The 21,688-nt window shown below is 64.6% G+C and carries 21 protein-coding genes; 13 read left to right on the top strand and 8 right to left on the bottom strand.

The window, feature by feature from the left end; all coding sequences use genetic code 11:
- The first annotated feature begins 149 nt into the window (after positions 1-149).
- A complete protein-coding gene (locus KZ498_RS01015) occupies positions 150-413 on the top strand; it encodes a winged helix-turn-helix domain-containing protein (protein WP_137683827.1) in 264 nt (87 codons plus the stop codon).
- A gap of 46 nt (positions 414-459) precedes the next feature.
- Here KZ498_RS01015 and KZ498_RS01010 read toward each other — a convergent pair whose 3' ends face one another.
- The 5 genes from KZ498_RS01010 to KZ498_RS00990 form a co-directional block, all read right to left on the bottom strand.
- Positions 460-1,017, bottom strand: a complete 558-nt coding sequence (locus tag KZ498_RS01010; RefSeq protein WP_312616073.1) for a cysteine hydrolase family protein — start codon at positions 1,015-1,017, stop codon at positions 460-462.
- Position 1,018: 1 nt separating this feature from the next.
- Positions 1,019-1,840, bottom strand: coding sequence for a YqcI/YcgG family protein (locus KZ498_RS01005; protein ID WP_312616072.1), 822 nt, complete (start codon positions 1,838-1,840; stop codon positions 1,019-1,021).
- 89 nt (positions 1,841-1,929) lie between these two features.
- Positions 1,930-2,067 (bottom strand): hypothetical protein, encoded by a 138-nt coding sequence (locus tag KZ498_RS01000; RefSeq protein WP_312616070.1) that lies wholly within the window; start codon positions 2,065-2,067, stop codon positions 1,930-1,932.
- A 66-nt stretch (positions 2,068-2,133) separates the two neighbouring features.
- The gene (locus tag KZ498_RS00995) at positions 2,134-4,011 is read right to left on the bottom strand and encodes a PINc/VapC family ATPase (protein ID WP_312616068.1); all 1,878 of its coding nucleotides are present in this window, start codon (positions 4,009-4,011) and stop codon (positions 2,134-2,136) included.
- A gap of 193 nt (positions 4,012-4,204) precedes the next feature.
- Positions 4,205-6,412 carry a histidine kinase N-terminal 7TM domain-containing protein gene (locus tag KZ498_RS00990; RefSeq protein ID WP_312616066.1) on the bottom strand — a complete coding sequence of 736 codons (2,208 nt, stop codon included), beginning with the start codon at positions 6,410-6,412 and terminating at the stop codon, positions 4,205-4,207.
- Positions 6,413-6,534: 122 nt separating this feature from the next.
- Between KZ498_RS00990 and KZ498_RS00985 the strand changes: the two genes are divergently transcribed.
- The 5 genes from KZ498_RS00985 to KZ498_RS00965 all read left to right on the top strand — a co-directional run bounded on the left by KZ498_RS00985 (position 6,535) and on the right by KZ498_RS00965 (position 12,624).
- Positions 6,535-7,626, top strand: a complete 1,092-nt coding sequence (locus tag KZ498_RS00985; RefSeq protein ID WP_312616065.1) for a M20/M25/M40 family metallo-hydrolase — start codon at positions 6,535-6,537, stop codon at positions 7,624-7,626.
- 221 nt (positions 7,627-7,847) lie between these two features.
- Positions 7,848-9,023, top strand: coding sequence for an acetamidase/formamidase family protein (locus KZ498_RS00980; protein ID WP_312616064.1), 1,176 nt, complete (start codon positions 7,848-7,850; stop codon positions 9,021-9,023).
- Between the two features lie 112 nt (positions 9,024-9,135).
- Positions 9,136-10,638 carry a carboxypeptidase M32 gene (locus tag KZ498_RS00975; RefSeq protein ID WP_312616063.1) on the top strand — a complete coding sequence of 501 codons (1,503 nt, stop codon included), beginning with the start codon at positions 9,136-9,138 and terminating at the stop codon, positions 10,636-10,638.
- 89 nt (positions 10,639-10,727) lie between these two features.
- Positions 10,728-11,714: a methyl-accepting chemotaxis protein gene (locus KZ498_RS00970; protein WP_312616062.1), complete on the top strand. Its 987-nt coding sequence runs from the start codon at positions 10,728-10,730 to the stop codon at positions 11,712-11,714.
- A gap of 94 nt (positions 11,715-11,808) precedes the next feature.
- Positions 11,809-12,624, top strand: a complete 816-nt coding sequence (locus tag KZ498_RS00965) for an SAMP-activating enzyme E1 (RefSeq protein WP_312616061.1) — start codon at positions 11,809-11,811, stop codon at positions 12,622-12,624.
- A gap of 165 nt (positions 12,625-12,789) precedes the next feature.
- On the opposite strand, the gene KZ498_RS00960 is transcribed toward KZ498_RS00965, so the two are convergent.
- Positions 12,790-13,701: an ABC transporter substrate-binding protein gene (locus KZ498_RS00960; protein ID WP_312616060.1), complete on the bottom strand. Its 912-nt coding sequence runs from the start codon at positions 13,699-13,701 to the stop codon at positions 12,790-12,792.
- A 95-nt stretch (positions 13,702-13,796) separates the two neighbouring features.
- On the opposite strand from KZ498_RS00960, the gene KZ498_RS00955 reads away from it, so the two are divergent.
- From KZ498_RS00955 to KZ498_RS00940, 4 genes are all read left to right on the top strand, one after another.
- The gene (locus tag KZ498_RS00955) at positions 13,797-14,276 is read left to right on the top strand and encodes an RNA-binding protein (protein WP_312616059.1); all 480 of its coding nucleotides are present in this window, start codon (positions 13,797-13,799) and stop codon (positions 14,274-14,276) included.
- Positions 14,277-14,389: 113 nt separating this feature from the next.
- Positions 14,390-14,749, top strand: a complete 360-nt coding sequence (sepF, locus tag KZ498_RS00950) for a cell division protein SepF (protein WP_049939172.1) — start codon at positions 14,390-14,392, stop codon at positions 14,747-14,749.
- A gap of 124 nt (positions 14,750-14,873) precedes the next feature.
- Positions 14,874-15,818, top strand: a complete 945-nt coding sequence (locus tag KZ498_RS00945) for an ABC transporter ATP-binding protein (protein ID WP_312616049.1) — start codon at positions 14,874-14,876, stop codon at positions 15,816-15,818.
- Complete coding sequence (locus KZ498_RS00940) at positions 15,815-16,582, top strand: ABC transporter permease (protein WP_312616047.1); 768 nt, start codon at positions 15,815-15,817, stop codon at positions 16,580-16,582. Before KZ498_RS00945 ends, KZ498_RS00940 begins: the two co-directional genes overlap by 4 nt.
- Positions 16,583-17,020: 438 nt before the next feature.
- Here the strand turns inward: KZ498_RS00940 and KZ498_RS00935 are convergent, their stop codons facing one another.
- The gene (locus KZ498_RS00935) at positions 17,021-17,413 is read right to left on the bottom strand and encodes a DUF5611 family protein (RefSeq protein ID WP_312616045.1); all 393 of its coding nucleotides are present in this window, start codon (positions 17,411-17,413) and stop codon (positions 17,021-17,023) included.
- Positions 17,414-17,451: 38 nt separating this feature from the next.
- Positions 17,452-18,306 carry a hypothetical protein gene (locus tag KZ498_RS00930; protein WP_312616044.1) on the bottom strand — a complete coding sequence of 285 codons (855 nt, stop codon included), beginning with the start codon at positions 18,304-18,306 and terminating at the stop codon, positions 17,452-17,454.
- 148 nt (positions 18,307-18,454) lie between these two features.
- Here KZ498_RS00930 and KZ498_RS00925 point away from each other — a divergent pair, with 148 nt between their 5' ends.
- From KZ498_RS00925 to KZ498_RS00915, 3 genes are all read left to right on the top strand, one after another.
- Entirely contained in the window at positions 18,455-19,771 is a 1,317-nt protein-coding gene (locus KZ498_RS00925) for a PKD domain-containing protein (RefSeq protein WP_312616043.1), read from the top strand.
- A 466-nt stretch (positions 19,772-20,237) separates the two neighbouring features.
- On the top strand, positions 20,238-20,909 hold the full coding sequence (locus KZ498_RS00920; RefSeq protein ID WP_312616041.1) for a hypothetical protein: 672 nt from the start codon (positions 20,238-20,240) through the stop codon (positions 20,907-20,909).
- 473 nt (positions 20,910-21,382) lie between these two features.
- Entirely contained in the window at positions 21,383-21,676 is a 294-nt protein-coding gene (locus KZ498_RS00915; protein ID WP_151102006.1) for a DUF6432 family protein, read from the top strand.
- Positions 21,677-21,688: the final 12 nt, after the last annotated feature.

The raw sequence follows: 21,688 nt of genomic DNA, 5'->3' as shown, positions 1-21,688 counted from the left end.
CCCGTCCGCCGTTTCCGTAGCCATACCACACGTTCCACTACCCGCAACCAAAAGGTGCGCGGTTCGGTGCTGTGACGCGCCCGCAAGCGCTCGTGCCGGCGAGACGGACTCCTCAATCTTTATGCGCCCGGCGCCTGTGATTACGGGTAATGACGGACTCTGATGGGGAGGCCATCGCAGACCTTCCGCCGAGCGCAAAGCTCGTATACAAGGTTCTGGAGTATGACGGCCCGCTGACGCAGAAAGGCATCGTCGAAGAGTCGATGCTCTCGGCACGGACCGTTCGCTACGCCCTGGAACGACTCGACGAGGTCGGCGTCATCGAAGAAGACGTGTACTTCGCCGACGCGCGACAGAACCTCTACGAAATCGTCGACCAGCCGGCTGAAGCGGACGCCGCCGTCTCGGACTGACAGACCTTCTCACTGGGTTGTTTCCCAACGCGGTCGATAGCCGCTGTCACAGCGACGTGACCACGTCGTCCGTCGTCGCGATGGTCGCGAACTCACCGCGTAGCTGCGCCAGCGCGGTCCGGTGAACGAGGGCCGGCTCGAAGCGTTCGCCGTCGAGCGCCCGGTCGAACGTCGCCGTCGCGTCGCCCGGGACGACGACATCGAAGCCGCGGTTCTCGGCCATCCGCGTCGTCGTCGAGACGCAGTGGTCGGTCGTCAGGCCACAGACGACGAGCGTCTCGTACGCACGGTCACGGAGCCACGCCTCCAGCCCGGTGTCGACGAACGCGCCGTTGACCCGCTTCTCGAAGGTCGCTTCCCCCGACTCGGGCTCTAGTCCCGACTTGAACGCGAACCCCGGTTCGCCGCACCGGAGCGGCGAGTCCGGCTCTGTCGAGTTGTGCCGGACGTGGACGACCGGGAGCCCGCGCTCCCGCCAGGCTGCGAGCAGGCGTGTCGCGTTCGCCTCGGCGTCAGGGTTGCTCCGCGTCCCCCACACCGGGTCGTCGAATCCCTGCTGGAAATCTACCAGCACGAGCACCGGCGTCTCGGGCAGTGCGACCATTTCAGTCGGCCGGCTCCGGGGCAGTCGTCTCGATGAGCCACTTCGATTTCGGGTGCTCGCGCGTTACGGTGATCGGACACTGGTCCGGCGACGCATCCTCGTCCGACGACAGCATGTACTGGGGCCACTCCCGGTCGCCCTCGACGCCCCAGTCCCCCAGGTCGGCGTGGGGACAGACGCCGTCGTACTCCTCGAGTCGGCCCTGGATGACGTCGCGGGCGTGCTGACCGGCCTCGGTGTCGGCCGTGACGTTCAGGTCCTCGAACAGCGCCCGGGGCTGGAACGTGATCTCCAGGCCGACCGGACAGTAGCGGCTCTTTCGCGTGTCGTAGAACGGCGCGCGGCAGGTCGGAAACATCGGCTCGCCGCCGAAGCAGAACTCCCAGTGGGGGTCGTCGGGGTCGGTCGGGATGTCCTCGGGCCAGGGCTCCGGGTCGTGGACGTGGAGGAACTGGAGGATGTGCCAGAGCCGGTCGTGGTACTCGCCCTCTGTCAGCGGCCGTTCGGGCGGCCGGAAGAACGTCACCAGCGAGGCCCGCTCGCTGTGGTCCCGGTAGGTCTCCAGGTACTCCAGTAGCGTCCGGCCGAGGTCAAACAGCGCGTCTGCGTCACTCATCGACGGGACAGCCGCGTACAGCGGCTCACCGTCTCGAACTGACTCCGCGCCGAAGAAACAGGGGAACGGGGAGCCGTTCCGCTCGCCGGTCAGCCCCTCGCGGAACGTCCGCCAGTGGGCTCCGACCCAGTCGGGCGCGTCGCCGCGCTCGACCCGGTCGGCCAGCGTCGCCTGGTCCTGTACCCTCCCGACGACTGCGTCGGTCATGTGTAGACGGTGGGGCTACACCGGAATTTAGCTGTCGTTTTCGCCGTCACGAGCGCCGTGAAACCGCGCAACCGCCCCGCTCATCGAATCTACGACGGAACGACGGTAATCGTGCTGCCGCGGTCGATGGCCCGCTCCACGACCTTTTTCATCGTCGGGTTGCCTCCGGCAACCACTCCTCGAAAAACGTCGATGAAAAAGACCGACGGTTCGGCCTCCGGCCTCACGTCGGTGAAACCCCTCGCTTCGCTCGGCGTACAGGTAGCAGAATAGGTTGTGACAGCTATGATATCCTACGACGGGACGACGGTAATCGTGTTGCCGCGGTCGATGGCCCGCTCCAGTTCCTCGGCGATACCCGACCCACGCGAGACCTGAATCTCGCCGCCCCGCGAGACGGTCGCGGTAAAGAGGTACTCGCCGTCGGCCTGGAGTTCGACCGTGTCGCCGGCGTGGCCGTCAAGCGGCACGATGACGTGCCGGGAGGTGACCTCCGGCTGGACGATCTCGCCTTCCTTGCCGCCGGACTCGGTCTGGGGGCCGCCCGACGGCCCGGAGGGTCGTTCCTCGAAGGTCCGCACGTCGATGTCGATGCCGAGGCGGTTCTCCACGTCGGAGATGCGGCCGCCGCCCTTCCCGATGACCTGCGAGATGTCGTCGTCCTCGACCCAGACGACGGCGGTGTTGGGCCCGCGGAGTTCGACCTCGACGTGGCCGCGGGCGATGGAGCGGATCTCGCGTTCGACCTCCTGCTTTGCGAGGCGGTCGACGCCGGAGTCCTGCTCGTCCTCGTCGTCGCCCAGCGGGACCGTGACGACCTGGTTGTTGAAGGTGTAGATCTCGAACTCCGGCCGGCCGGTCTCGAAGTCCTTGACCATGATGACCGGCCGCGCGAGGTCCTCCTCCATCAGGCCCTGGGGGACCTTGACCTCGGTCGAGACGTCGTAGACGGTGTGGACCTCACCCGCCTCGATGTAGACGACGGTGTCGACGATCTGGGGAATGAGCCCGAGTTCGACGCGGCCGATGAGCCGCTGGAGCGCGTCGATTGCGCGGGTCGCGTGGACGACACCGACCATGCCGACGCCGGCCAGGCGCATGTCGGCGAACACTTCGAAGTCGTCCGTTTTGCGAACCTCGTCGTAGATGGTGTAGTCCGGCCGGACCATCAGCAGCGAGTCGGCGGTCTTCTCCATGGAGCCGCCGAGTTCGGTGTACTGGGTGATGTTCGGGCCGACCTGAAGATCGCGCGGTTTCTCCATCGTCTTGACCGCGTAGTCGGCGTCGACGAGGAACTCCCCGACGGCCTGGGCGAAGGTGGACTTCCCGGCCCCGGGCGAGCCGGAGATGAGGACGCCGCGCTGGTGTTCGGTGAAGCGGTCCCGGAGCTCGTCCGCGTACTCGTAGTCGTCCAGTTCGGTCTTGACGATAGGCCGGACGGCCGTGATTTCGAGTGCGTCGGCGAAGGGCGGCCGCGCGATGGCGATCCGGTAGTCCCGGAATTGGGTGATCGTCATACCGGGCTCGTCGAGTTCGAGGAAGCCGTCCGGCGAGGCGCGAGCGCTCTCCTCGATGTCGGCGGCGTACTCCCGGAGTTCGCCCTCGGTCGCGGGGTCGTCGCGGATCGGCGTGTACTCCATGTCGCCGATAGTGCCCTTCTTGGCGTAGGGCTGGACGCCGACCTTGAGGTGGACGCTCATCGTCCCCTCGTCGAAGAAGTTCTCGATCTGGAGCCGGTCGACGGTCCGCTTGACGGGCTCGACGAACTCCACTGAGAGCCCTTTCGCGCGGGCCACTTGGGCCTGCACGTCGTCGCTGGTCACGAGCGTGGCGCCGCGGTCACCGGCGATGTCCCGGATGAGCGCGTCGATCTGCCCCTCACCGGCCTCGCGTTTCTCGATGGCGTCGGGCCGCCGGCCGACGTACTCGACGTCGATGGTGCCCTCCTCGGCCAGGTCGACGAGCGTCTGGAGCTCTTCGAGCCCCTCCCAGCCCGTCTCGCGGCCGTCGTTCGCCTGTGCTTCGAGTTCGCCGACGACGGCTTCGGGAACGACGACCGTCGCGCCGGCAAAACCCATGCCGTCGATGTCGGCGTCGGGGTCGGCATCGGCCTTCACTTGGTCGGACACGCGGCCGTCGATGACCACGCTCGTGTCCGGTACGATTTCCATATCCGGCCGTTGGAGACTGCCGTTGATAAGGGTGTGGAGTCCGCATAAGCTTCTGGTCGCGCTAGCAGGAAACCCCCCGGAGAGCAAACCGCGGCTCTCTGGCTGTGTGTGTGCCTGCCGACCGCTCAGACACCGTCTCGCACGACACACGGACCGACACGCCGGCCCCGCCGAGGCGGAGCGACTCGCCCGGTCACCCGGCGGCGTCGGCAATCGGGAGTTCGAGGACCGCCACGGCACCCGCCGCGCCGTCCTCGCGGTCCTCGAACCAGATGTCGCCGCCGTATCGGTCGACCATTACGCGGACGAAGTAGAGTCCGAACCCGACGGAACCGGACGTCTCCGAGGTGACCGCCTCCTCGAAGATTACCTCCTTCATCTCGTCGGTGATGCCGGGGCCGTTGTCCGCGATTCGGAGCGTGACGGTCTCGGAGCCCACGCTCGCCGACACCGCGATGGCGGGCGCCTCGGCGTCGTTGTGCTCGACCGCATTCCGAAAGAGGTTCTCGACCACCGAGGCGAGCAGGCTGTCGGCCCAGACGGCCGGTAGCGCCCCGGTCTCGACGGTGACGGTCAACGCGTCGTGACCCCGCCGGAACTTCGCGGCTTTCTCGGCTACGACCGCCCCGATGTCCACCGCCTCCATGTCGCTGCCCGCCTCACCGGTGATCGTCTGGATCACTGAACGGACCTCTCTGGCCATCCTGGCGAGGTCTTCCGTCCACTCGTCGATGGTGTCCACGCGGTCGGCAGCCTCACCGTCGACGTCGAGCCGATCGATCTGGCCCTGGACGACCATCAGCCCGTTGAGCAGGTCGTGCCTGAGCGCGCTGTTGAAAAAGCGTATCTGCTGGGACCGCATCTCGACCAGCTCGCGGCTCTCCCGGAGCTCCTGTTCCTTTTCGACTCTGTCGAGCGCGTTTTCGGTAGTCGTTGCGAGCGTATCAGCGAATCGACAGTCGTCGTCGCTGAACCCGTCGTGGTCGGGGCCTGCGCTGATTCCCAGCACGCCGTGGTCGCCAAGCGGGTACAGCAGCGAGTTGCCGACCTCGACGGGCAGTTCGGACTCCGGGGCTTCGATCGGCGCGCCGCGTCTCGGCTCGCCCGATTCGAACACCTGCCAGATGTCGTTGGGTCCGGGTTCGATAATCGGGTCGCTGGCCCGGTCAGCGTCTTCGTAGGCCGCCGCCAGTGCGTCGGCGAAGACGGCCGGTTCCAGGACGTTCGCCTCGGCGTCGTACATCATCGCGCCGGAGTAGGGGTACTCCAGGAGGTCGTCTGCGGCCGTGACCGCGATCTCCAGGACTTCCTGTGCGGTCTCCGCGCCGAGGAACTGCTGGGAGACCGACTGGAGGCTCGCGAGCGTCCGCTCGCGCTGTTTCCGCAGCGATATGTCCCGAAGGACCACGACACGCCCCCGGCTGCGGTCGTACTGGTCGTAGATGGAGGTGTCGTTGAGGTCGTACACGTCGATTTCGCCCCCGTCGGTCACTGCCGCGGGACCGGAACTGTGCACGTATTCCTCGCCGTTTTGCGCGGCCGCCAGCAGTCCGGGAAGGGACTGCCGGATCGGCGTGCCGATCGCCGCCGGGTCGCCCAGAAGCCGGGTGGCAGCCGGGTTCGCGTCGATGAGCGTCTCTGACTCGTCGAGCACTATCACCGGATCGTTCATCTCTTCGAGGACAATCTCCGGTGCGAGCGGTTCGACGCTGAGGAAGTCGAACCGGAACAGCGCTAGCGCGATGAGGGCGCCCTCGGCGGAGAAAAACACCGCAGTCAGGTTCAGGCCCGGATGCGGGCTGAATCCGGCCTCGAAGACGACGTTGCCGACGACGGTGATACACACTGCCCCGAGGATGACGGCGGTCTGGCGCCGGTAGATGTTCCCCGGCGCGATGAGGAACTTACTGAGCAACCAGAGACAGACGGCGATGAGCGGGTAGACGAACACCAGCGTGGTCAGGACAATCACGGGCCGTGAGTCCATCACCGGGAACGTCAGCCCGTTTACCGTCTGGACCGTGATGTCCGCGAGCACGAGCGGCTCCACCATCGCGACAGCTCCGATGGTCCCGTACAGGGCCACGAGCAGCCGCCGGCGTCGGCGGGTGATAAGGTCCCTGTGACCGGTGTAGACGAGCGTGAAAAGCAGAAAGTACGCCGGCGTGACCAACAGCAGTCCCGTCGCGGCGGCAAGCAGGACCCGGGCCAGTGGCGGCTGGGGGACCACCACCAGCCCGGCCGTACAGAGCCCCGCCAGACCTGGCGGGATAGCCATCATGGATAACGGCTTCGCTGCGGGGTGGTCGCGCCGATATCGGACGGCGTAGCCGACGCCGACCCCCAGGATACCACCGACGGCCAGGATGCCGCCGGCCAGCAGGGCGGCTGTCAGCTCCATATTGACGAGTGGTTTTTAGTGGTACCGGTGGTGTATCTTCCGGCCCAGTATCAAACGGGAGAATCACGGCGTCGGTAGCTGGCTACCCGGGGACTCTTGGCCCGTCGGACGCATCGACAGCCATGGACGTCGCCGCGCTCACCGAGGAACTGGTCGCGATTCCGAGCCACCGCGAGGGGACCCACGACGAGTCCGCCGCCGGCGAGTTCGTCGCGGACTGGCTCCGGAACCACACCGACACAGGAGTCACCCGCGACGACCACGGGAACGTCATCGCCCGCAAGGGAGCGGGCGACACGTCGCTGGCGCTCGTCGGCCACCACGACGTCGTCCCCCCGGACGAGTCACAGGTCGACGCCGACGGCGAGTACGTCGTCGAGGAACGCGACGGCCGCCTCTACGGCCGCGGGACGGCCGACATGAAAGGCTGTGTCGCCGCGGCGATGTTGGCCTTCCGGGACGCCGACCCAGCCGGCGAGCTGATATTCGCCTCGTTCGTCGGCGAGGAACAGGGCGGTGTCGGCTGTCAGGCCGCCATCGAGGACGGCTTCGCGCCCGACTACGCCGTCGTCGGCGAGGGGTCGACCGGCTACTCCGCCGCCGGTGTCACGGACGTGGCCGTCGCCCATAAGGGCCGGCGCGGGTCGACCCTCGTCGCCGAGGGCGCGGCGGCTCACGCCAGCGAACCCGAGGCGGGCGCCAACGCCATCTACCGCGCGACCGACGCCGTCGACGTGGTTCGGGACCTCGATTTCCCCGAGGCTACCGTCCTGGGCCACGGAATGAGCGGCAGCGTCGCCGTCACGGAAATCGACGGCGGCTCGGCCTGGAACGTCATCCCCGAGCGATGCGAGGTCACCGTCGACGAGCGGACGGTCCCGGGCGAGCGCGCCCCGCTTGACAGGGTCGAAAGCATTGACGGCGTCACCTGGCGCGTCGACCAGGACCTCCCGCCGATGGCCTGTGAGGACGCCGACTTCGCGGACGCGGTGCTTTACGCGGCGACCGCGGCTCAGGACGGCACGCCCGAACACGTCGTCAAGCCACACGCGACCGACGCCGGCTGGCTCGCGCAGGCGGGCACCGACTGCGTGGTCGTCGGCGCGGCCGAACCCGGCGAGGCCCACACCGCCGGGGAGAGTGTGTCGCTTGCCGTTCTTGAGCGATGTCGGGATATCTACGCGGCCGTTGCCGGTTCGTGGCCATCGCACTGAGCTGTCGCCGGCCCCGAACCGTGTCGTTTCGCTGATTTGCTCCCTCGTGTTTCGGCTGGCAGCCCACCAGTTCTGGATGAGTGTATGTTTTGATAGGTGGGATAAGAAGATATGAATGTTCAAGGAAAATCCGTAATCTGGTATATTAATATCGGATTCACGAAACAATTGTACATTCATCTATTTTTATGCTTGTCTGACACCTCCCGGGACGTGGAGCGATGAAACGACGACGGCTCATGAAAGCGGCAGGCGCATTAGGTGTCCTGGGTGCCGGAACTGGTTCACAGTTCCTCGGCGGAAACATCGACCTTGCGGCGGCACAGGAAGACGACGAACCGGCGAACGGGCAAGCGGACGATTCTACTGACTCATACGAAGTCGATACGGTCGTCGAATCGACGCCCGAGAACGTCGTCTGGGGCGCAATCGACCCGACAAAAGAGCCCGTGGAACGTGTCCCGTCGGATTCCGTGGTACAGATCGAAACTATTTCTCACGAAGGTATCCTGGAAGACCAACCGGGTCCGGAGGAGTTTTTCACGAACGCAGGGATTCCGGAATCGGAAATCCTGGAGGACCAGGTCAGAGTCTACGACGAGGTGCCACACGACGGCGGCGGCCCACACGTCGTCACCGGACCGGTGTACATCGAGGACGCCGAACCCGGCGACGTGCTGGAGGTCGAAGTGCTGGATATCGATTTCCGTGTCCCCTACGGCGCGAACACGATGCGACAGCGGAAAGGCGGCCTCCCCTCGGAGTTCACGTGGAACGACAGCGAGGTAATCGAGTTCGACCTGGAGCGTGGCATGGCCGAGCTCAGTGACACGACCGAAATCCCGCTGGAACCGTTCCAGGGAATCATGGCCGTCGGCCCGACGGCGACTACGGGACGGGTGAACTCGGTGCCGCCGGGTCCGTTCGGTGGCAACATCGACATCCAGGGAACCGGGGTCGGAACCACGCTCTACTTCCCGGTGTTCGCCCCAGGGGCGCTGTTTTTCACCGGTGACGGGCACGCGCTTCAGGGCAACGGCGAGGTCGACCTCACCGCCCTGGAGACGTCGCTGACGCCGACGTTCCGGTTCACCCTGCACAAGAACGCCCAGCAGATGGACTGGCCCGTCGCCGAGACCGACGAGGACGTCTACGTCATGGGCATCAACGACGACCTCGACAACGCGATGGAGCAGGCGCTCCGGGAGGCAATCTCGCTGCTCGTCCACCAGAAGGACATGACGCCGACGGAGGCCTATCGCCTCCTGAGTCTCGCTGGCGACTTCAACGTCTCACAGATCGTCGACATCAACAAGGGGATTCACGGCAAGATTCCGAAGGGCATCTTCACCGACGGCTTCGGAATCGACCCGCAGAATCTGGGTGAGAGCTTCTGAGGAAGTGCTGCCTGCTTCGGTAATGGCCCGACCCGCGGCCGGTTTGGTCCCCACCGCTGCATTCCTTACCGGCGGCACCGGGTCTTTACCGTCGCCGGCCTAACCCCGCCGTATGGCAACAGCGAGCGAGGACAGCGGGTCCACGTACGAGCAGTTCCTCGACCACGTCCGCCGCCTCCACTACGTCCAGGACGCCGGCGGCGTCCTCAACTGGGACCAGCAGGTGATGATGCCCGACGCCGGGACGCCGGCCCGGGCGAAACAGACCTCCGCCATCTCGACGCTCCATCACGAGCTGCTGACCGACGATGACCTGGCCGACTGGCTGGACGAACTCGACGACGCCGACCTCGACCCCCAACAGGAGGCCGTCGTGCGGGAGGTCCGGCGGGACCACGAGCGGGCCACCAGGGTCCCCGCCGACCTGGTCGAACGCCTCTCCGAGGCGTCCTCGAACGCCCTGCCGGTCTGGAAGGAGGCCAAGGCCGAGGACGACTTCGACGCCTTCGCCGAGACGCTCGAGGAACTGGTGGAACTCCGCCGGGAGTACGCCGCCGCAATCGACCCCGACCGCGACCCCTACGAGGTGCTGTTCGAGGAGTACGAGCCGTATCTCGGCATCGACACCGCCGAGGAGGTGCTGACGGACCTCCGGGACGCCCTCGTCCCGCTCATCGACGACATCGCCGACAGCGACGTGACGCTGGCCGACCCCTTCGAGGGCACGTACGACGACGACACCCAGCACGGCCTCGTCGAGGCCGCGCTCGACGCACTGGGCTACGACTGGGACCGCGGCCGCCTCGACACTGCCCCCCATCCGTTCTCGATGGGGACGCAGTTCGACGCCCGCGTCACCACCCGCTTCACTCCCGCAGACCCCCTGGACGCGCTGGGCTCGACCATCCACGAGTTCGGTCACGCCACCTACACCCTCGGCCTGCCACAGGAGGCCTACGGCACGCCGCTGGGCGACAACCGCGACCTCTCGGTCCACGAGTCACAGTCCCGCTTCTGGGAGAACCACGTCGGCCGCTCGCGCCCGTTCTGGGACTTCTTCGCCGAGACGGCCAACGACCATCTCGGCACGGACGCCACCGCCCGGCAGTTCTACGAGGCGTCGAACGAGGTGTACGACGACAACCTCATCCGCGTCGAAGCGGACGAGCTAACCTATCACATGCACATCATCGTCCGCTTCGAGATCGAGCGCGACCTCATCCGCGGGGACCTCGACGTGGCGGACGTGCCTGGGGTCTGGAACGACAAGATGGAGGAGTATCTCGGAATCCGCCCCGACACCGACGCCGAGGGCTGCCTGCAGGACATCCACTGGACCAACGGGGCCTTCGGCTACTTCCCGACCTACACGCTCGGGTCGGTGCTGGCCGCGCAACTGGACCACCACGCCCGACAGGACATCGACGGCTTCGACGACCACGTCCGGGCCGGCGAGTTCGACCCCATCCACGACTGGCTCACCGAACACGTCCACCAGCACGGCGCCCGCTACCGGACCGACGACCTCGTTCGGGAAGCGACCGGCGAGTCGTTCACCGCCGACCACTTCCTCGACTACGTCGACGAGAAGTACCGCGCGCTGTACGACTGCTGACACGCGGGCCCGCACCGCCCGCTCCAGATATCGTCTCTGATACCATTGGGTATTCCGTTTTTATGTTTCCCTCCCGACCTACCTATCATATGGCAGAGAGACCTGTAGAGAACGTGGCGAACCAAACAGGGACAGGTATCGACGACGATATCGACGCGGACATCGAGGACGACATCGCGGAGAACATCGACACGGAGGCGGGCTACAACCACGACGCGGCCAGCGAGATACAGACGATGCTGGCCGAACTGGAGGACTCCTCGGTCGGCATCGCCGAGGAGACCGACGACATCCGCGAGCAGGCCGCCGAGCAGTACGAGGGGATGACGGACATCGCCAACGAGGTGTCGAACCTCTCGGCGTCGGTCGAACAGATCGCCTCGTCGTCCGAGGAGGTCTCTGCCGCCTCCCGCGAAGCGACGGAACTGGCCGAGCGCGGGCAGGGCAACGCCGACGACGTCCACGAGGCCATGGAGAACATCCAGCAGGCGGCCGACAGCGTCGCCGAGGACGTCAAGACGATACAGCAGAGCGTCCGGGAGATCGACGAGATCGTCGACGTCATCAACGACATCGCCGACCAGACCAACATGCTGGCGCTGAACGCGTCCATCGAGGCCGCTCGTGCCGGCGAAGCGGGTGAAGGGTTCGCCGTCGTCGCCGACGAGGTCAAGAGCCTCGCCGAGGAGTCCCAGGAGCAGGCGACGACCATCGAGCAGATGATCGACGGTATCCAGGACGATACCGAGAACGCCGTCGAGAGTCTCGAAGAGAGCAACGACGAGATCGACGAGGGTATCGACACCGTCGAGGAGTCGACCGAAATCCTCGAAGAGATCGACGACACCGTCCGCGAAGTCAACAACGGTATCGAGGAGGTCGCAACGGCCACGGACCAGCAGGCCGCCTCGACAGAGGAAGTCGCAAGCATGATCGACCAGTCCACGGAGGCAGCCGAGGAGATCGCCGACAGCACGGCCGACATCGCCGACGAATCCACCGAGCAGACGGACCTTCTCAGCGATATCAACCAGGCGATGGACGACCTCGTCACGGACCTCCAGCGCAACAACTGAGCGGCCCGACCGGCTGCCCGTTCGTCTCTGCTCGGTGGCCTGAACCGCCCGGGACGAACCCGCCGTTTATTTCTCCGGGTGGCGTACGACCGGTATGCGACCGGATCTGGACCCAGAACAGCTCGACCGGTACTCCCGGCACATCATCATGAACGACGTCGGGCCGGAGGGCCAGGCCGCACTGCTCGACACCGACGTGCTGGTCGTCGGGGCCGGCGGCCTCGGCGCGCCGGTGCTCCAGTACCTCGCAGCCGCAGGCATCGGCCGGCTCGGCATCGTCGACGATGACGTGGTCGAGCGGTCGAACCTCCAGCGGCAGGTCATTCACCGCGACGACGACATCGGGCGGCCGAAGGTCGACAGCGCGGCCGAGTTCGTCACCGGGCTCAACCCCGACGTGACCGTCGACCGCCACGAACTACGGCTGGCGCGCGGGAACGCGGCCGATCTGGTGGCCGACTACGACATCGTCGTCGACGCCTCCGACAACTTCGCCACGCGGTTCCTCGTCAACGACGCCTGCACGCTCTCTGGCACGCCCTTCTCCCACGGCGCTATCTTCCAGTTCGAGGGACAGGTGACGACGTTTTCGGGCGACAGTCCGTGTTACCGCTGTCTGTTTCCCGAAGCACCGCCGGAGGGGACTGTCCCCGACTGCGCAACGGCGGGCGTTCTCGGTGTCCTGCCGGGCACTATCGGGTGCATGCAGGCGACCGAGGTCGTCAAGCTCGCGATGGACTACGGCGAGACGCTGGAGGGCCGGCTCATCGCCTACGACGCCGCCGAGATGTCCTTCGAGGAGATCCCCGTCGCCGCCAAACCCGACTGCCCGGTGTGTGGCGACGATCCGGCCATCGCGAGCGTCGCCGACGCCAGCTACGAAGGGCGCTGTTCGCTCGCCGAGGACTGACCGGTTCGCCCCGTGCTGGCCGTCGGTTCTCACGGCTGATACCGTGGACCTGTACTCGTCCGGGAGCCGCGAGTATCGGTTCGGATGTCCGGCCTGCCCACGCGTCTGACATCTCTCGGTTCGCCTGCAGAAGCCAAGCTCCGTCGGTCTGGTCGCGGCCGCCGCTTAGGCCCGAACGGTACCGAGTTCGACGGCGGCGTCTCGCGGTGGCGTCTCGAACAGGTCCGGATGGACGAGCGCCGCCAGGAACTCGAGCGTGTCCACGAGCCGCGGTCCCGACCGATTGACGTAGTGGTGGCCGTCCATCACGTACGCCCGGCCGTCCCGAACTGCGGTCAGGTCGCCGAACCCGTCTCGGCCGGTCAGGTCGGCGAGGTTCTCGCGGGTCTGTGCCACGTCGAAGCCACAGGGTGCGGCCACCAGCACCTCCGGGTCGTACTCGCGGACCTCCTCCCACTCGCGCGGCCGGGAGTGTGCGCCCGGCGCTTCCATCCCGTAGGTGCCGCCGGCCGTCTCGACCATCTCAGGGACCCAGTGCCCGGCGACCATCACCGGGTCCAGCCAGTCGAGCACCGCCACGCGGGGCGCCGTCTCGGCCCGCGCCGCCGTCGTCTCCACTGCCGCGACGCGGTCCCCTAGCTCCGCGACGAGTTCGGCGGCGCGGTCGTCGCGCCCGACCGCCGCGCCGACCCGGTGGATGGACTCGAACAGGTCCTCGAGGCTATGAACGTCGAGTGTCAGCACCTCGGCGTCGAGTCCCAGGTCCTCGACGGCCTCGGCGACCAGCACGTGGTCGACGGCACAGACGTCACAGACGCCCTGGGTGACGATGAGGTCCGGCTCAAGCGCCGCCAGCGTCCCGCGGTCGATTGCGTAGACGCCGTCGCTCTCCTCGGCCGCCGCGACCTGTTCGTTTATCTCGCCGCTTGAGGCCTCCGGGTCGACGCGTGAGCGATTGACTGACGGCTTCTCGCGGGCCGCCGGCGGGTGGTCGCACTCGTGTGAGACGCCGACCGGCTCGACGCCGAGCGCGTAGACGATTTCCGTCGCCGATGGCAGCAGCGTGACGACTCGCATACCCCGACCTTGGACCGCGCGAACAAAAACCTGCGTCCGCCACGCCGCTTGCACGCTTCGTTACGCTTACCCTCTGTCGCCGAGGAGACGCGGGTATGGAAGTCAAGTCGCGACACCACCTCCGCTCGGACGAGGTCGACACCATCACGACGGCGCTGTCGGAGAATCTCGGTGTCGAACTCGACGCGGACAGCTTCGAGAAGGTCGAGTTCGACGACAGCGACTGGGACGTCGTCCTCGTCGACGGCGACCCGCTCGTCCTCTATCTAGACGGCGAACCGTTCCTGACCGTCCAGGGTGCCAATCAGCATCCGCCCCAGAAACACGTGGTCACCGTCGACGCCGGAGCCGTCTCGTTCGTCTCCGACGGCGCCGACATCATGCGACCGGGCATCACCGAGGCCGACGACGACATCAGCGAGGGCGACCTGGTCGTCATCAGCGAGGAGTCCCACGGGAAGTTCCTCGCCGTGGGCCGCGCACAGACCGACGGCGACGACATGGTCGGCGACAGCGGGAAAGTCGTCACGTCGCTGCACCACGTCGGCGACGACCTGTTCGAGTTCACGGTGTAGCGCCGGGGCGAGTTCGCGGGCGTCACACCGGCGGCCACGACTGGTCAGGGCGTGCTGTGTCGATACATTCGACGGACGAAAAGTTGAAACGGGTAGCGCACGCCGTGGGTGACATGGGACTGATGAGCAAGATCCTCGGGGAGTCTGGATCCTCTCGGAACACCGAGGATTACGTCGAACTGAACGCGAACGAATTCGAGATGACCGGGACGGAACTCGAACGCCAGGTCCGGATCGCCCGTATCAGCGACAAGCAGGACGTCATCGACATCAAAGACGCCGTCTACGACGGCGACGTGGTCGTCGCGGACATCACGCGCCACTCCACGCAGGACCGCACGATGGAACACATCAGCGACGAACTCAAGCAGGTCGCCAACGAGGTCGGCGGCGACATCGTCCAGAAGGACGACGACCAGCTCATCATCACGCCGGCTGGCGTCGGAATCGCCCGAGAACGCCTCGGCCGGTAGGGTCTGTGCCACCCCGGTCTACGTGGCCCCGTCGTTCGGTCTATCCTGTCAGTTCGTATCAGTCTAACCGCCGGTTTTCGGGGGCTTCAATGCGTTTTTCGGTGTCGCCACGCTAAGAGCGGCAATGACTGAACCGGCGATACGCGCCAGCGGGTTACGGAAGCGCTACGGCGATGTCCAGGCGCTCGACGACCTGGAACTGACTGTCGAGCAGGGCGAGTTCTTCGGGCTGCTCGGGCCGAACGGGGCCGGCAAGACGACGTTCATCAACACGCTGGTCGGCCTCGTCCACAAGGACGCGGGAACAGCCGAGGTGTTCGGCTTCGACGTGGAGGACGACTACCGGGAGGCCCGCGACCGCATCGGCGTCGCGCCACAGGAGTTCAACGTCGACCGTTTCTTCCCCATCATCGAGGTGCTGGAACACAAGGCGGGCTACCACGGCATCGGACGCGCGGAGGCCCGAGAGCGCGCCGAAGACGCGCTGAAGACGGTCGGCATCTGGGACAAGCGGGACACGCGCTTCGACTGGCTCTCCGGCGGGATGAAACGGCGGTTCGTCCTCGCGCGTGCGCTCGTCTCGAACCCCGACCTGCTCATCCTCGACGAGCCGACGGCGGGCGTCGACGTCCAACTTCGCCACGACCTCTGGGACATCATCAACCGGATGAACGACGCCGGGACGACAATCTTGCTGACGACCCACTACATCGAGGAGGCCGAACGCCTCTGTGACCGGGTCGCGATCATGGACGACGGGCGGAAAGTCGAGGTGGCGACCCCCGGCGACCTGATGGCTCGCGGGACGGACACTATCGTCCTCGGCCTCGCCGAGATGCCGCGGACGGCCCCGCGACTCGACGTGGAGGGAATCACCGACGTCGAACTGACCGACGAGGGCCTGGCCGTCACCGCGATGGGCGGGAGCCAGACCGCACCGGCCATCATGCGCGAACTCGAAGCGCAGGGACATACCGTCACCTCGCTCGACATCCGCCGCGCGTCACTCGAAGAGGTGTTCGTCGATATGACCCGCGACGACCGCGAGTACGCGGAGGTGTCCGCATGAACCAGAACGCGACGCAGTTCCTGACGCTCGTCCGACGCGAGATACTCCGGTTCGTGCGCCGCCCGTACAACACCTTCCTCCCGCCGATCATCACGAACGCGCTGTACTTCTCCGTGTTCGGCGTGATTCTGGGGAGCCGGATCGGCGAGATCGCCGGCGTGAGCTACCTCCAGTTCGTCCTGCCTGGACTGGTCGTGCTCGGGGCCATCTCGGACAGTTTCGAGAACGCCTCCTTCACCATCTTCCACGGGCGCTGGAACGACTACATCCAGGCCGTCCTCACGTCGCCGATGTCGAACCGGAGCATGGTGGCCGCCTACGTCTCGGCCAGCGCGCTCCGGGGCATCGTCACGTCGCTCCTTATCGTCGGCGTGGGGCTGATATTCACCTCGGTCCCCGTCGCCAACCCCGTGTATCTCGTCTCGTTCCTGCTGGTGATCACCACGCTGTTCGGCGGGCTGGGCGTCATCGGCGGCCTCTGGGCGAGCGACTTCGACTACCTCACGGTGATGAACCAGTTCATCCTCCGGCCGCTGGTGTTTTTCGGTGCGGTGTTTTACTCGCTGGAAGTCCTGCCGGCGTTCTGGCGGAACGTCTCCCTGCTCAATCCGATGGTGTACATGGTAAACGGCGTGCGCTACGGCATGATCGGCGTGACCGAAATCGACCCGAACACGTCGCTGGCCGTCCTGACCGGGACGACTGTGGTCGTGCTCTCAATCGACTTCCTGCTGTTCAAGCGCGGCTACGGACTCGCCGAGTAGCGCCGCGCCGTCTCTAGCGGATTCTGCCGCGGAAAAACGGGGACACTGGCTCGGAAACTGACCTGGCCGCACTCGAATGCCGGATTGGGTCCGCTCCGGCGGGCGGACAAACTATGACAGGCTGCCCCGGAACCGGTCCGTGGCAACACGAGGGTGTCTCGTGTCCCGGATACTTGTGCGCGCCTCCGGGCGGGGCGTATGTTAATGTATGCCACAAGCGTATTTAGGTGTGACGCCCGTCTGACGCTGCGTGATACTGGCGGTAGCGGAGCATCTCTGAGTTCCTGCGGGCCGTGCCGAACACGATAGCCCAGTATCGGCTTGCCGGCACTCGTACTGTTGGCTACCTATCGGCGAATATCCGCCACCTCGGAGTGGCGAACTCCGTCACAGACGTACAGCCGACAGTATCACCGACTGCGCTCGCTCGATGCCGTTTTAGACGTTGTCCGGTGCGTCGGCGTCGTCCTCAACCGAGCGCTTCAGCGAGTCACGGCGCGCTTTCGCGTCGCGGTCGGTGGCCTCCTCCAGGAAGTCGTTCTTGATGGCGACGGCGTCCTCGGCCGCGTCGACGTTCCCTTCGGCGATGACATCTTCTGCCGGCCGCTCGTCGATGTGCAGCGCCAGCTTGTCCTTCTTCGAACCGTACTCGACGCGGCCCGCGACGACCCGGTCGAACACTGGGTTGTCGGGGTCATCGACCACCAGCAGGTCGGTACCTTCGTAGTCTTCTGTGTCCGTTACTTCGCCGAAGTACTCCTCGACGAACGCTTTCATGTCAGGGACGCGGTCTTCGAGATGCTCGCCCCGTCGCATCTTGTACTCTCGCATGGGCGAGTTTTTGCGAGGGGCTGTCTTACCCTTTGCGTTCACTCCTCGCCCCGGGTGATAAGTGCCCCCTTGTGACACTCCGGACAGAAGTCCCCGGCGCGCAGCGACGTCGATTCCACTTCGGTAGTGAATCCACACTCCGGACAGGCGAACTCTCCCTCCGGAACCGTCACGGCGCTGTCGCTGGTCGGCTCGACGCTCGAATCGTCCTCCGTCCCGGCGTCGACCGGCACCGTCTCCGGCGACCAGTCGTCCCCGTCGCCACCGGGCTCTTCCGGCCATTCGCCGGGCTGGCGGTCGCCGCCGGCCGGCTCCGATTCCTCTTCCTCACCGAGGATGAGCCCGTCGTCTTTTTCCGGGTCGGTCTCGTCTTCAGTTACCGGCTCCTCGCTTTCGGCGTCCGGGACGTCGACCGTGGTCGTCGGCTCGTCCAGTTCCACGTCGCCGCTTCCCTCGTCGTCGCCGCTGTCGTCGATGATCTCGGCGTCGTCAGCCGACGGTTCGACCGGTTCCCCGTCGTCTACACCGTCGTCGCCGATTCCCGCGTCCCCCGGCGTTTCGACCGGATCGTCGACGCTGTCCCAGCCGTCCGAGGGCTCCGCTCCCTCGTCAGTGGGTTCGGCCGCGCTGTCAGCTGGCTCCTCTTCCGGCGGTGGCTCGGCCGCTGCCGTTTCGGATTCGGACTCGTCTTCGACCAGGTCGCTGGCGATGTCCGACGGCGTCTCGATAGCCGTTACCTCCTTGTTCTCCGAGACAATCCGCGTATTTCCACACCGCTCACAGGTCTCCCGTTCCTGGATGGTGATGACGACTTCGCTACCCTGCTCTTCGCGCTCGCGCTCGACGGTGGCCTCACCGTACTTGTGCCCGAGGACGGAACATTTGAGACCCATTGCCAGAACTTCCCACCGTGGCGTACTTAAACCCTGCCCGTTGGCTCCACCGTTCGTGACAGCTATCTACCCGTTTCGAGTCGGCGACACATTAATTTTATCCTGATTTGTGAAATTTTATAACTGGTGGCGGTGATACACTACGCCAATGCAGCGGACGACGACACTCGTGGTGTCGGTCCTCGCCCTGTCGGCACTTCTCGGTGGGGCGGCAGGGGCGACCGGGAACCAGCCGCCGCTTGCCGACGCCGGTCTGGACCAGTCCGTCGAGCGAGCAGCGACCGTCCAGTTGGATGCCAACGGCTCGCGCGACCCCGACGGGACGATCGAGAGGTTCGAGTGGTCCATCGAAACGCCGGACGGCACGACACGCACACCCGACTGCCCGACCTGCGTCCAGACGACCTTCTCGCCGGCCGAAACTGGCCAGTACGCCGTCACGGTCACTGTCACAGATGACGCCGGCGCGTCGCGATCGGACACGCTCCAGGTCGACGTTGTGGCTGCTTCCGGGCCGTCAGTCTCAGTCTCGGCCCCGACGGCGCTCCCCACTGGCTCCCGACGGAACCTGACTGCCAACGCGACCGCCGGGGCTGCCGACCTCCGAACGCTCGCTTGGGTGGTCAACGGGACCGCGCGGAACCAGACGCGACTTGCCGGCGACAACGGCACCTCGACGATTTCGCACACGTTCGACCACTCCGGCACCGTGTCCGTCCGTGCGGTCGCCTACGATGCCGCCGGACGGCGCGGCGTCTCTAATCAGACGACAAAAGTCGTTGCTCCATCCGCCAGCGGCGGCGGTGGTAGCAGGGACGGCTGCCCGGGTGGCAGCGGGAACTACTACGTCGACGGTCAGAACAAGGGCTGTACGAGTGCCGCCATGACCATCGGCGATACCATCGTCGACACCGACGGACGGGACGGTCTGTGGGTGTACGTGGACAGTGAGCTCACTCAGGTCATCTCGGAAGACAACCTGAACAAGTACTCCGAGGACGGTTACGGAGGGACATTCAGTAAGGAGACTGTTAATGAGCGGAAAAGTGAAATAAAGGAAGAAAATGAGGTTCAGAGTGAACCCAGTGGTGACGGCGGCAATGACGGTGGTGACAGTGATGACGGTTCCCACCATGGGAGTACCCGTCCGGACTCCAGCGTACCGAACAACCTGATGAACCCAGGTGGAGGAGGCGATGATGACGACGATGGTGATGCTTCGCTGCCTAACGAACCATCGGTAGACAACGACAATCCGTTCGATAGTAGTGATAACGACGATGACGACGCCCTACCGAATGATGATAGTAATACCGATGACGGCGGTAGTAGCAGTGATGATAGCAATGACAACGGTGATGGAGGTTTATTCGGAGGGGGTGGTTTATTTGGTGGCGATGATGACGATGACGGCGGTGACGACGACAGTGGCGACGACGGCGGTGGAGGATGGGGTTTCTGGTAACGGTTTCAATTCCGACTTACAAAGGTGAAATTTATAAAAGGTAGTATCTAAATTCCAGGTAGGATGATCCGAAAGCGAAAGAATGGGGAGGTGGTTGCCTACCTGTTAGCGATGGTCGCTGGAGCTCTCTTGCTCCCAGTCATCGCTACGGTTATCATATGGACCAACGCCAGTGGGTATCCAGATGAGGATTCATCAACGCTAGGTATCCAATTCGGGAGTGGGGTCGTCAGTATCTTGATTGTGTTCGCCAACTTGGTTGTCTCCGCCGCCCCTGTCCGAGGAATCAAATTTTTCAGATTTGATGGCCGGACTGTGCTTGACTCACCACCGGCAGGAGCGGATGGCGGTGAGCAGACGGCTGGTTCGAGACTGAAACCAACACTGGCCCAACTGAAGTACCGCCCTTCCTGCCTGTTGAAGAAGAAAACGAAGATACGGAACCTAACATTGAAACTTAAGAGTCATGAGTAAGACCAAGACTATGATTACCTCTGTCGCTATCGCTTTCTTCATTCTTTTCGCTGGCTGTTCCGCGTTCGCCGGCGGAAGCGGACCTGCTGAAGAGACAACTGCGCTGACGCAGACGCCGGAACCCACGCCAGAGGTTAGTGATACTCCAACACCCGTGCCCACGGAAACCGAGAGTAAGTCAGTTGCTACTGAAGAACCTGAAACAAAAACCGAATCTGCCACTGAAGAAGAACTCAGTGAGGCAGAGAAGCTTGAGAAGTTCGATGAGAATATGCAGCGGCTATACCGTTCAGATGAGAACCGTTCTGCCGAGACTGATGTCTTCCCTGAAAACGACTCATACCACATGACGATTCAGATGCGGGACACCACAAACCGAACTAAAACCGTAGATGACCGACTCAACCCACTTTGGAAATATTATGTTATTGTGGACGATTATAATGACAACGACGATAGCTATTCAGAGCGGGATCACACGTACATCCCTGATACGGTCAATATAACGTTTGTTACGGAGAACGGTGGGGTGTTCGAAACGACCTACATCAAATACAATTGGGCGTACAAGTATTACACCGATGAATGGTCGCTTCGAGTCTTCATGGGAATGTATGGATCTACCACGAAAGAGGGTCCAGCCTATCACGAGAATGGGCGGTAGCGAAGTACCCAATTCGGTAGCATAAGCCACAGGGCGTTCTCGGTGCCAACTGCGCCGCTCAGGAATCGGTCGCGTTCGTTTTCTCGTTTGCGATAGTATCGTTTCCGTCATCAGCTCTGTGCCTGTCAACCGAGTTCACCCAGGCACAGGGCGCAACGAGCGACACTTGATGTCGTGACAGCCGCTCGCGAAAACTACACCGATGGGGTCCCGTGGCGACCGGTCGACGCGGGGCAGCGTAATTGTTTTTTCTCACCTCTCGCGTCACGGACACAAAGAAATTCAGACGCGAGTCCATGCAGCCATCCGACACTGGAAGAGACGAACGAAGCGATTGCAGAATCTACAGTGACCGAACGAGCGAAACGGTAATTCATGCCTTCTGTTCAGGTAAGGGACAGTTCACTGCACGGGGCACACATATCAGAATTGCGAGGGACAAAGATTAGACCCAGCCGGTTTTAGAGGGACGTATGAGAGCGAAGCCGGAGTATCGCGACCGAGACGACACCGAGGTTGCGGTGCTCGATGCGCTCGCTGACCGCCGCGATGAGGGGATGACTGTCTTCGAGCTTCGGTCGCGAACGGAGGAGAACATCGACCGCATCGAGGACGCGCTCGCCTCTCTCAAGGCAGACGGCCTCATCGAGGTCGAGGACAACGGGGAGCGGACCGTCATTCTGCCAGGGGAGGGCGTGGTGGGTGAGTCGCTGCCGGACGAAGACGAGTCGATTCTCGACCAGATTCGCAAGCGCCTCCCGCTGTAACTGCGGCCGTCT

It is taken from the genome of Haloarcula sp. 1CSR25-25 (assembly GCF_032027985.1).
In the GTDB taxonomy this organism is placed as follows: domain Archaea; phylum Halobacteriota; class Halobacteria; order Halobacteriales; family Haloarculaceae; genus Haloarcula.
Note: the sequence above shows the minus strand (reverse complement) of the source record. Positions and strands in the feature narration are given on the sequence as shown.